The following is a 10,726-nucleotide window of genomic DNA, read 5'->3' as shown; positions in this document are numbered from 1 at the left end:
AAGCATAGTGATATGTGGAGCGGACCAGTACTAATCGGTCGAGGACTTAACCACAAGAAAGAAAGTATAGCGAGGCGGAATCATCTGCCGAGCGAAACTGGACTGACGTGTGTTAAGGGTAAGTGGTGTTGTTTCGTGTTGATCAACTGTCTAGTTTTGAGAGAATAACGTTCTCCAGTTTAATAGAAGAGTCACTGTGCGGTGACGATGGCGGGAAGGATCCACCTGTTCCCATTCCGAACACAGCCGTTAAGCTTCCCAGCGCCGAGGATAGTGAAGGGTTTCCCTTTGTGAAAGCAGGACGTTGCCGTGCAGCTCTTTTTTTGTTATAATAGCATTAATTATTCCGCAATAGCTCAGTTGGTAGAGCGCACGACTGTTAATCGTGTTGTCGCAGGTTCGAGCCCTGCTTGCGGAGTTTTTTTGTACCCTTATTTAAGCACACCCTATTACGTTTAGTTAGATAAATAGTTAGAACACACCCCTCTTGAGCTCCAGTACAATACTGTATAGCTCAAGAGGGGTGTGTTTATATCCGATGAAATTGGATCAGTTTTCGTTGAAGTGATAGATTGGTTCATCTTTTTGTTCATCGTAGTCTACTTCAAGGTTATAGCGATTGAAAAACCAGTCATCCTGTGTTCCAGCAAAGTAAGTGATGCCGTTGATTTCAGTTTTTCCAAGAACATCATCTTCTGGTTGATCTACACTCATTCCTACCGAAAATCCCTCATGGACCTCAGTGCTGCCGTATGTTTTTCCGAAAAATCGGATGGCATCTCCTTTTTCCAGAAGCAGTTCTTTTTCAAACCAGCTCACTGCTTTGTCTGTAATTGTGATGTCCATTATCATGTTCCTTTCTATATATGTTCATGTATTAGTGTATTCAGGCACAAATTTAGTATACCATGGTTTGATTTATAACTTATCAACGGGAAACCAGTTTGGTACCGTCGTAATCATTGACCAAAGAGGTTCAGGAATCTGGTAATCATGCTTCCTGGAGAAGTCGAGAGAAGTACGGATCGTTTGTTCCTTCTGTTCTTCAACTTTCTGTACCCATTTTGGATCCATGATCAGCTGTTTTCCTAAAGATACGAGATCAGCGTATTGTAGAGCCTTTTCAGCATCTTCAGCTGTTCTTATAGCTCCAACGCTTATTAGCGGTACCCGTCCTGCTACATACTGGCCAATTTGATTGGGAATTTGAGTTTTATATTCTCGAAAGCCCACTAATGATGGCTGATAATAGTAGTTGACCGACAAGTGGAGATAGTCAATGTTTTCAGTAATTAATGCATCGATCAGATGGTACGAATCTTTCAGACGTATACCGGGCGTTTCGATTTCTTCAGGAGAAAAACGGTAACCTAGTAAGAAGCCTTCGGGCGCGTAATCATTAATTATCGACTGGCATTCTTTGACAACTGCGATGGGAAAACGTAGGCGATTGGTCAGACTGCCTCCCCAGTCATCCTCTCTCTGATTCGAGTGAGGAGAAAAAAACTGCTGAAGCAGGTAGGTATTTGCACCATGTAACTCCACACCATCAAACCCTGCATCGATAGCACGTTTGACGGCTGTTCCAAATTGGCGGATGAGTATATGGATACCAGACTCAGTCAGTTCTTTAGGGGTATCGGCCCATTGACGTTCAGCTTTGATGGGAGAAGGCGAAATTGGCTGTCTCCCTCCGTTGTACTGTTTCTGGCTCATACGTCCGCCATGATAAATCTGAAGAATCGCTTTTGAACCTTGAAGTTTAATGATTTGAGCCAGTCTACTCAACCCTTCAATGTGTTTATCTTTAGCAATACTCATCCCGTTTGGAAAAGCTTGGCCTTCCGAAGCGATATAGGCGCAAGCGGTGATGACAGCACCGGGACCTCCAGATCTGACTAAGTAGTAAATCAGTTCATCTTCAGTGACATATCCTTCTGAAGTGCTGGAACTTGTGGTCATGGGTGCCATGAGTATGCGGTTTTTTAAAGTAGTGCCATTATTAAAGGAGTATGGCTGTAAAAAAGAATAAGTCATTGTATTCGCTCCACTGGGATATACAGCAAGATAAAATAGTTTACTGTAAAAAAGTAAGTTCTTCTTTATTTTAAATTGAATATACAGGGATGTCAATTAACTTGAGATGAAGAAAAGATAAGAGGACTGCTTTGATAGTCTCAGTAAGATACGTAAAAGAGGTCACAGGTTAATTGAATGTAGAGTAGCTGATAGCCCGGGTGTCTGTTTCTAACAATAATCTTCAAAATGCTTATTTAATAAAACGTATTAATTATACAATATTGATTTTAAATCGATGGAGTATGATATAACAAAGGCTAGCATTACGTTAACTGAAGTTGAAATTATAGGAGTATTTATAGGGGGGCATTCACTGTGGGTGATTAGACAGCTATTACTGGGTTATAGTATCTGATAAATGGAGAAGTGGCTACAATTAATCACTATTTTCCTATGGAACGAGGTAAATGGATAAAAGAAATCTTTCAGACGATTGAAGGCCGAATTAAGGTTGAGGCGGGGTTACGGGTTGACTATGGGTACAACATCCATGTTGGAGATCATTTCTATGCTAACTTTCACTGTATCCTGCTGGAAGGCGGAGAAATCAGGATTCGGGAAAACGCACTGCTTGGTCCAGTGTTTCATTAGTTATACCTGACCATCCTATGGATTAAAGTCAGCGATTTGAAGGACTAGAGTATGCCAAGCCGATAGTCATTACAGATAAGTGCTGGTTGGGAGCAGGAGCAACGGTAATCGGCGGAGTGACGCTGGGGGATAATGTTGTGCTTGCCGGTGTACCGGCCAGAGTTATTCGTACATTCGCATAGAAAAAGGATCAGACCACTGTAAAAGGGTCTGATCATTTTTATCAGAACATTATTGAGAGGTATATCCGCCATCAACCGGCAGCGTAATCCCTGTGAGGAATTCATTTTCTGCTATGAAGACAACTGCATGGGCGATTTCTTCAGGCACCCCCAAACGGCCGACAGGATGTTTATCTACTAGGTTATCATAATAATCACCCAATGCTTCTTTATTTACCATACCGGACTCTACATATCCTGGAGCAACGGCTGCACATCGGATATTGTCTTTTGCATACTGGAGAGCCAGTGACTTGGTCATGAGGACCACCGCTCCTTTAGACGCATTGTAGGCATAAGCTGTCGGTTCACCGACAATGCCAAGAATGGAGGCACAGTTAATCACGACTCCCCCACCATTTTTTCTCATCTGTTGTACAGCATACTTGCTTCCGAAGAAGACGCCATCCTGGTTGATTTTAATAACTTTACTGTAATCTTCATATGTGAGCTCGTGAGTTGCCCCTTGAGCACCGATTCCGGCATTATTGAACAGGACATCAACTGAGCCATACACGTCTACTGTCTTGTCAATCAGTGCCTTGACATCTGATTCATTCGATACATCTGCCTTGACGAACATGACGTCGCCTTTCTCGCTCAACCGGTCAGCTTGTTTCTGACCATCTGCTGCATTGTAATCACTTAATACGACTTTAGCGCCTTTATCCAGGAACGCTTCTACTGTAGCCAGACCGATTCCTGATGCGCCACCCGTCACGACTGCCACCTTGTCTTTTAAATCGAACATCTAACACACATCCTTATTCGTATTTTATTTCACAAACTCATTATACTATATCTGGATACATAATCAACAGGAAGTGCTTACATTGTTAATGTATCAAGGAAAATTCAGAAAATGATGAATGATAGATACGATTGAATTACTTTAAAACAATGCCTCCCATCATTTTGAAATGCTAGTTCCCTGTCATTTAGTCATTGTGCACAAATCGCTTACACTGATTTTGTGCACGATTACATAGTGGGAGAAAAACGTTTCCATTACAATAAGTATTGTCAACTAATCAATTAATTAGATTCATTATTACTGAGAATCAATATAATCTTAAACAGGAAAGGTGATTACCTATGGTAGAAATGGCAATGAAGAATATTTATAAACGTTACGACAACTCAGATGATTTTGCGGTATCTGATTTTGATATGAGAGTTAAAGACCGCGAATTTATCGTATTCGTTGGACCTTCTGGTTGTGGTAAATCCACTACACTTCGTATGATCGCAGGACTTGAAGAAATCACTGACGGAGAACTTTGGATCGGCGACACGATGATGAATGATGTCGCACCTAAAGACCGTGACATCGCGATGGTGTTCCAGAACTACGCGCTGTACCCGCACATGACTGTATTTGACAATATGGCATTCGGGCTTAAATTGCGTAAGTACAAAAAAGACGAAATAAAAGACCGTGTGGAAAATGCGGCAAGCATATTAGGGCTGACTGATCTTCTAGACCGTAAACCAGCTGCACTATCTGGTGGACAGCGTCAGCGTGTAGCTCTAGGACGTGCGATCGTTCGTGATGCTAAAGTATTCCTGATGGATGAACCTCTGTCAAACTTGGATGCTAAGCTGCGTGTAGCCATGCGTGCTGAAATTGCAAAACTTCACCAGCGTCTGAACACAACTTCAATCTACGTTACACATGACCAGACTGAAGCGATGACAATGGCTGACCGCATCGTTATCCTGAAAGACGGATTCATCCAGCAGATCGGAACACCTAAAGAAGTTTATGACACACCTGTTAATACATTCGTTGGCGGATTCATCGGATCTCCTGCGATGAACTTCTTTGATGTCACTCTTCAAGGGAACAAAATTTCCAACGGAGATGGATTAACCGTAGAAGTGCCTCAAGGGAAACTGAAAACTCTTAACGATAAAGGGTACAAAGATGGAGCTAAACTTATATTTGGTATCCGTCCTGAAGACATCAAGAGTGAGCAGGTTGCACTGGATGCTTCTCCTGGAACAGTTGTCACATCGAAAGTAACTGTTTCTGAGCTTCTAGGAGCAGAAACAATGCTTTACTCACAAGTCGGCTCTCTTGAGTTTATCGCTCGAGTTGATGCTCGTGACTATCACACACCTGGTGAGAATGTTGACTTGGCCTTCGATATGGGTAAATCACACTTCTTCGATCCAGAAACTACTAACGTTATCCGTTAAGACGAGGTAAGGTTGGTCAATTAAATACACCCCCTTTTTTCCTCTCTGAATTACATATAATGTGTAATCAGAGAGGTTTTTTTGTATATAAACTGGTCGTTTATAAAGCAGCGAATTTAGTGTAAAATAGACTTATTACACTATCATCTCAGAGTATGGAAAGGGGTCTGCAATCTGTTTCAGTTTAATTGAAGAAACAGGAGATATTATGACTAGAATTAGAGGATTTGAAATTGTAGATAAATATAAAGATCAGGAGCTGAGCCTACCTAAACGGGCAACAAAAGGATCTGCAGGGTATGATTTGACGGCTTCTCAGGATATTGTCATTCCGTCAGTATTTAAGGCTATGCAGACAGGAAATTTTGAAGGAAACCCGGTTGGTTCCACACTTATTCCGACAGGTGTCAAGGCGTATATGCCTGAAAATGAGTACCTGCTTCTGGCGAACCGGTCGAGCAATCCGATGAAGCGGCAGCTGGCTGTGCCTAATGGCATTGGGGTCATCGATTCGGACTATTACAATAACGAAGGCAATGAAGGCGAAATTTTTGTTCAGGTCATTAATTATGGCCTTGAAGATGTAGAGATCAAAAAAGGTGAACGAATTGCTCAGGGGATTTTCACTCAATACGAAACAGCAGATCAGGAAACAGATGACTTTTCAGTACGTACAGGCGGATTTGGATCAAGCGGAAGATAATTTCAGGCTGAAGGAGTTAATAGATTGGCAAAGAAGAAAGCAACAGTATTTGTATGTCAGAACTGCGGATATGAATCACCCAAGTATCTAGGGAAGTGTCCCAGCTGCGGCTCATGGAATCAGATGGTCGAAGAGAAGCTGCCGGATAAAACTGACAGCCGAAGCAGAGTGACTATTAGTGGAAAAACTTCTAAGGCTGAGCCGATCACTGACATTACAATCGAAAAGGAAGAACGGGTCAAGACTGACCTGACAGAATTCAACAGAGTCTTAGGCGGTGGAGTCGTTCCAGGATCACTCGTGCTGATCGGTGGAGATCCGGGAATCGGAAAATCGACTTTGCTGCTTCAGGTTTCTGCTCAGTTGAACCAGAATGGCGGGAAAGTTTTGTATGTATCAGGAGAGGAAAGTGCCTCTCAGATTAAGATGCGGGCTGAACGGCTTGAGCTACGAGGTTCAGACTTTTATCTGTATGCTGAAACGGAAGTGAGTGCCATTCAGGAGACGATTGAAGAATTGAAGCCGGATTATGTGGTCATTGACTCGATCCAGACCATGCATCATGCCGGAATTGACAGTGCGTCCGGAAGTGTGTCACAGGTCAGGGAGTCGACGTCGACTTTAATGCAGATCGCCAAGATGAATGACATTGCGATTTTCATTGTGGGACACGTGACCAAGGAAGGGGCGATCGCCGGTCCACGTATGCTCGAGCATATGGTGGATACGGTGCTTTACTTTGAAGGCGAACGGCATCATACCTTCCGTATCTTACGTGCGGTCAAGAACCGTTTCGGATCGACCAATGAAATAGGGATATTTGAAATGAAAAATGGCGGACTGGAAGAAGTGCTCAATCCGTCCCAGCTCTTCTTGGAAGAAAGACTGTCCGGAGCAACTGGGTCGGCGGTTGTAGCTGCGATGGAAGGGACCCGGCCGATCCTGGTCGAGATTCAGTCTCTGATTTCTCCGACAGTATTCGGTAATGCTAAACGAACGGCAAGCGGGCTGGATTATTCACGTGTGTCGCTGATCATGGCTGTACTGGAAAAGCGTGCAGGTCTGCTTCTTCAGAATCAGGATGCCTACCTTAAAGCGGCAGGTGGCGTTAAACTGGACGAACCGGCAATCGATCTGTCCATTGCCATCAGTATCGCGTCAAGCTACAAGGAAAAAGAGACGCGTCCGACCGACTGCTTCATTGGAGAAATTGGGCTGACCGGAGAAATCCGTCGGGTCTCTAAAATTGATCAGCGGGTGAATGAGGCTGCCAAGCTTGGGTTCAAACGGGTTCTTCTACCGAAAAATAATATGGACGGCTGGGACTTCCCTGAAAATATAGAAATTATAGGATGTACGACACTTGCTGATGCAATCAGACGCGCTTTTTCTTAAATTGAAAAAGCGCCATGCGTCAGTTTCAGCTGATTAGCTGTTATACTAGACTAATAGGCAAAATAAAAGAAGGAGGGAAGAAATGATATCGAAACTGATTATATTGACTTTAATCCTTGTAGGAGGAAGTCTCGGATACAATCTGTCCCTGGAAATGATCGATAATTTTGACATCATTCCTAGGTGGCTGCTGAATCCAATCGTCGGTATGATAATTGGAGCAGGTGTTTTTTACATGCTGTCGTTTCTGGCTGTCAGACCGATTGAAAAAGGAATCAAGAAAATTGAAAAATCATTCAACAGATTTAGTGTCGCTTATTTAATGTTCGGAAGCCTAGGTGCAATTATTGGACTTATTCTTTCTGTATTGATCAGTATTATTTTAGGTAATCTGAATATGATCATAATAAGTGATGTGATTCCTCTTATCCTAACAGTGATATTGGCCAGCGTGGGATTCCAGCTGGGGACATCTCGTCGGGAAGAAATCAGACGTCTGTTCAGTCCGAAGACGGAAAAAAATGAGAATGAAGACGTGCTGGAACGGAAAAGTGGCGATTCGTTCCGCAAGTACAAAGTGCTGGACACTAGCGCGATCATAGATGGCCGTATTCTGGATGTGGTGAAAACCGGTTTTCTTGAAGGGTCGTTCGTTGTTTCGCATTATGTTCTGAAAGAGCTGCAGTATATCGCAGATTCCTCTGACAGTCTGAAACGGGTCAGAGGACGGAGAGGGCTGGACATATTGAATGCTCTCCAGAAAGAGGAAGGGATTTCTCTTGAAATGGATGACAGTGACATCCCGGAAGCGGAAGAAGTCGATCTTAAACTAGTCCATTTGTCCAAGAAACTGGACGGGATGATTGTGACCAATGACTATAATTTAAACAAAGTAGCGGAATTTCAGAACGTTCCGGTCCTGAATATCAATCAGCTGGCGAATGCCGTCAAACCGGTCGTCATACCTGGGGAAGAGATGCAGGTCATGATCGTCAAGAACGGAACAGAACGAGCGCAGGGCGTGGCCTATCTGGACGACGGAACGATGGTCGTAGTGGAAGAGGGACGACATCACATGAACGACAGAGTGGATGTGGTCGTGACAAGTTCACTTCAGACCAATGCCGGACGCATGATTTTCGCTAAACTTTTAAATGACCAGAAAGCAATCGACGACAGGACAGATCAGGGATGAAGCGGATTTACGATGTGATCATTCTGGCAGCTGGATCAGCCAGACGGTTCAATGATCAGCCTGAGGTGAACAAGATAATGCTGCCTTTAGGTGGCCGGCCAGTGTTTGACTATTCGTTAAGTCTCTTTCTGGAAGACGAGTCATGTCGTAAGATTTGGCTTGTCATTCGTCAGAGAGACAGACAAGCGTTGATTGCGGCGATGCAGGATCTTTATGGTGAACAGCCTGAACAAGTCACCTTAGTAATTGGTGGGAGCGAACGGCAGGACAGTGTCGCTCAGGCGCTGAAAGCATTGGCGGATAATCCAGCCCCATACACACTTGTTCACGATGCAGCTCGGCCCTTCATTCATACTGATCTAGTAAATCATCTGCTGGAGGGGCTAAAAGGATTTTCAGCTGTCATTCCAGGGATTCCGGCCAAAGATTCGATGAAACTGGTCAAGGGAGATAAGGTGATACAGTCCTTGTATCGTCCAGAAGTCAGACACGTTCAGACCTCTCAGGGATTTGAGACAACTTGTCTGATCGAAGCCTTGAATCAAGCCGATGCCGATAACTATTACGGCAACGAAGAAGGCGAGCTGGTCGAAAGACTGGGAATAGAAGTGAAAATGATTGATGGGCTGGAAGAGAATCTGAAAATCACCACACCTCTAGACTATGCTTTTGCGCGACTGCTGGTGGAAAAAGGGCAGCTTAGTTAAGGCAGCAAGGCTTCAATGTATGGAAGAAAACAGGAAATAATGTTAAGTTAATAGTAAGGGAAACCAAAAAGGAGAGTATACTCATGACAGAAAAAGTCCGTGTGCGCTATGCACCGAGTCCAACTGGACACCTACACATTGGAAATGCACGTACAGCATTATTCAACTATTTATATGCCCGTCACCATGGTGGCGATTTTATTATTCGTATCGAGGATACTGACCGTAAACGACACGTTGAAACAGGAGAGCAGAGCCAGCTGGATAATTTAAAATGGCTGGGAATCGACTGGGACGAGAGTGCGGATGTCGGAGGAGAGTATGGGCCGTACCGTCAGTCTGAGCGTCTGGATTTCTATGATCCGCTGGTCGATCAGCTGCTGGCGAGCAACCGTGCCTACAGGTGCTACTGCATAACTGAAGAACTGGAAGCTGAACGTGAAGCGCAGCGTGCACGCGGAGAAATGCCGCATTACAGCGGAAAATGTGCGCATTTAACAGCATCTGAACAGAGGGAAAAAGAAGCGGAAGGCATTACGCCTGTTATCCGTATCCGAGTACCTAAAGGCAGCACCTACACATTTGAAGATATGGTCAAAGGAATGATCACATTCGAATCTGATTCTGTAGGTGGCGACTGGGTCATCAGAAAACGCGACGGCATGCCGACCTATAACTTTGCAGTAGCGGTCGATGATCATTACATGAAAATCACCCACGTGCTTCGTGGAGATGACCACATTGCCAACACACCTAAACAGATGATGATATATGAAGCCTTTGAATGGAAGATGCCTCAGTTCGGACATATGACACTGATCATTAACAGCGAAACAGGTAAGAAACTAAGTAAACGTGATGAAACGATTCTTCAGTTTATTGAGCAGTATCGTGAGCTTGGTTATCTGCCGGAAGCCTTGTTCAACTTTATTACACTGCTTGGCTGGTCACCAGTCGGAGAAGACGAGCTCTTCTCTAAAGAGCAGTTTATCGAGATGTTCGATCACAAGCGTCTGGGAACTTCACCAGCGGCCTTTGATGCCAAGAAACTGGAATGGATCAGCAACCAGTATATGAAAGAGATGGACCTGGGTGAACTGACACTTAAAGCTGTCCCTCACCTTGTAAAAGCAGGATACATCGAAAGCAATCCGTCTGAAGAAAAAAGCGAATGGATCAGAAAACTGGTGGCTCTTTACCAGGATCAGATGAGCTATGCCGCTCAGATCACTGAACTGGCGACTTTATTCTTCGAGGACTCTATCGAATGGTCAGCTGAAGCGAAAGAGGTCCTTCAAGGCGACGACGTTCCAGCTGTTCTGGATGCCTTCAGCGAACAGATCAGAAGTGTTGAACCGTTTGAAGCAGATACGATCAAGAAAGCGATCAAAGCTGTACAGAAGGAAACTGGCGTAAAAGGCAAGAACTTGTTCATGCCGATCCGTGTGGCCGTGACCGGTCAGCAGCACGGACCTCAGCTGAATGATGCGATCGAACTTCTTGGAAGAGATAAGGTCTTGAGCAATTTTGAAAAAGCAAAAGAGATCATCGAAGCCTGAAAACTGATCAGAGATAAGTAAGGCAGGATAAAGCCATGCAGCCGGACTGTTTTTCAAACGGCTTGCGTGGCTTT

Annotated in this window: 11 protein-coding genes, 1 tRNA gene and 1 rRNA gene; 10 read left to right on the top strand and 3 right to left on the bottom strand. The window is 44.2% G+C overall.

Going from position 1 to position 10,726, the window contains the following annotated elements; translation table 11 throughout:
- The first annotated feature begins 197 nt into the window (after positions 1 to 197).
- Together rrf and BLR76_RS03305 are read left to right on the top strand one after the other, a co-directional pair.
- Positions 198 to 313: ribosomal RNA gene (rrf, locus tag BLR76_RS03310) — 5S ribosomal RNA — on the top strand.
- Between the two features lie 32 nt (positions 314 to 345).
- Positions 346 to 418: transfer RNA gene (locus BLR76_RS03305), tRNA-Asn, on the top strand.
- A gap of 131 nt (positions 419 to 549) precedes the next feature.
- Here BLR76_RS03305 and BLR76_RS03300 read toward each other — a convergent pair.
- Together BLR76_RS03300 and BLR76_RS03295 are read right to left on the bottom strand one after the other, a co-directional pair.
- Complete coding sequence (locus BLR76_RS03300) at positions 550 to 846, bottom strand: HesB/YadR/YfhF family protein (RefSeq protein ID WP_091265405.1); 297 nt, start codon at positions 844 to 846, stop codon at positions 550 to 552.
- A 72-nt stretch (positions 847 to 918) separates the two neighbouring features.
- Complete coding sequence (locus BLR76_RS03295; RefSeq protein ID WP_091265403.1) at positions 919 to 2,037, bottom strand: NADH-dependent flavin oxidoreductase; 1,119 nt, start codon at positions 2,035 to 2,037, stop codon at positions 919 to 921.
- A gap of 408 nt (positions 2,038 to 2,445) precedes the next feature.
- On the opposite strand from BLR76_RS03295, the gene BLR76_RS03290 reads away from it, so the two are divergent.
- Together BLR76_RS03290 and BLR76_RS12450 are read left to right on the top strand one after the other, a co-directional pair.
- A complete protein-coding gene (locus BLR76_RS03290; RefSeq protein WP_143009180.1) occupies positions 2,446 to 2,670 on the top strand; it encodes an LbetaH domain-containing protein in 225 nt (74 codons plus the stop codon).
- A gap of 62 nt (positions 2,671 to 2,732) precedes the next feature.
- On the top strand, positions 2,733 to 2,852 hold the full coding sequence (locus BLR76_RS12450; RefSeq protein ID WP_091265398.1) for an LbetaH domain-containing protein: 120 nt from the start codon (positions 2,733 to 2,735) through the stop codon (positions 2,850 to 2,852).
- Between the two features lie 49 nt (positions 2,853 to 2,901).
- Here the strand turns inward: BLR76_RS12450 and BLR76_RS03280 are convergent, their stop codons facing one another.
- Positions 2,902 to 3,642, bottom strand: coding sequence for an SDR family NAD(P)-dependent oxidoreductase (locus BLR76_RS03280; protein ID WP_091265395.1), 741 nt, complete (start codon positions 3,640 to 3,642; stop codon positions 2,902 to 2,904).
- Positions 3,643 to 3,986: 344 nt separating this feature from the next.
- Between BLR76_RS03280 and BLR76_RS03275 the strand changes: the two genes are divergently transcribed.
- The 6 genes from BLR76_RS03275 to gltX all read left to right on the top strand — a co-directional run bounded on the left by BLR76_RS03275 (position 3,987) and on the right by gltX (position 10,652).
- A complete protein-coding gene (locus tag BLR76_RS03275) occupies positions 3,987 to 5,093 on the top strand; it encodes an ABC transporter ATP-binding protein (protein WP_091265392.1) in 1,107 nt (368 codons plus the stop codon).
- 208 nt (positions 5,094 to 5,301) lie between these two features.
- Entirely contained in the window at positions 5,302 to 5,796 is a 495-nt protein-coding gene (gene dut, locus BLR76_RS03270; protein ID WP_091265390.1) for a dUTP diphosphatase, read from the top strand.
- Positions 5,797 to 5,820: 24 nt separating this feature from the next.
- Entirely contained in the window at positions 5,821 to 7,191 is a 1,371-nt protein-coding gene (gene radA, locus BLR76_RS03265) for a DNA repair protein RadA (protein WP_091265387.1), read from the top strand.
- An 82-nt stretch (positions 7,192 to 7,273) separates the two neighbouring features.
- Positions 7,274 to 8,386, top strand: a complete 1,113-nt coding sequence (locus tag BLR76_RS03260) for a PIN/TRAM domain-containing protein (RefSeq protein WP_091265384.1) — start codon at positions 7,274 to 7,276, stop codon at positions 8,384 to 8,386.
- Positions 8,383 to 9,093: an IspD/TarI family cytidylyltransferase gene (locus tag BLR76_RS03255; protein ID WP_091265382.1), complete on the top strand. Its 711-nt coding sequence runs from the start codon at positions 8,383 to 8,385 to the stop codon at positions 9,091 to 9,093. The genes BLR76_RS03260 and BLR76_RS03255 overlap by 4 nt, the downstream gene beginning before the upstream one ends.
- A gap of 83 nt (positions 9,094 to 9,176) precedes the next feature.
- Positions 9,177 to 10,652, top strand: coding sequence for a glutamate--tRNA ligase (gene gltX, locus BLR76_RS03250; protein ID WP_091265380.1), 1,476 nt, complete (start codon positions 9,177 to 9,179; stop codon positions 10,650 to 10,652).
- Positions 10,653 to 10,726: the final 74 nt, after the last annotated feature.

Origin of the sequence: Alkalibacterium thalassium, from assembly GCF_900101165.1 — a bacterium.
Lineage (GTDB): Bacteria > Bacillota > Bacilli > Lactobacillales > Carnobacteriaceae_A > Alkalibacterium > Alkalibacterium indicireducens.
The sequence above is the reverse complement of the archived record's forward strand: the minus strand, read 5'-3'. Positions and strand labels throughout refer to the sequence as shown.

Bases quoted from the DNA above. Each gene is read 5' to 3' on its own strand.
- BLR76_RS03300 (WP_091265405.1), bottom strand. From the start codon at position 846: ATGGACATCACAATTACAGACAAAGCAGTGAGCTGGTTTGAAAAAGAA.
- BLR76_RS03295 (WP_091265403.1), bottom strand. From the start codon at position 2,037: ATGACTTATTCTTTTTTACAGCCATACTCCTTTAATAATGGCACTACT.
- BLR76_RS03280 (WP_091265395.1), bottom strand. From the start codon at position 3,642: ATGTTCGATTTAAAAGACAAGGTGGCAGTCGTGACGGGTGGCGCATCA.
- BLR76_RS03275 (WP_091265392.1), top strand. From the start codon at position 3,987: ATGGTAGAAATGGCAATGAAGAATATTTATAAACGTTACGACAACTCA.
- dut (WP_091265390.1), top strand. From the start codon at position 5,302: ATGACTAGAATTAGAGGATTTGAAATTGTAGATAAATATAAAGATCAG.
- BLR76_RS03260 (WP_091265384.1), top strand. From the start codon at position 7,274: ATGATATCGAAACTGATTATATTGACTTTAATCCTTGTAGGAGGAAGT.
- BLR76_RS03255 (WP_091265382.1), top strand. From the start codon at position 8,383: ATGAAGCGGATTTACGATGTGATCATTCTGGCAGCTGGATCAGCCAGA.
- gltX (WP_091265380.1), top strand. From the start codon at position 9,177: ATGACAGAAAAAGTCCGTGTGCGCTATGCACCGAGTCCAACTGGACAC.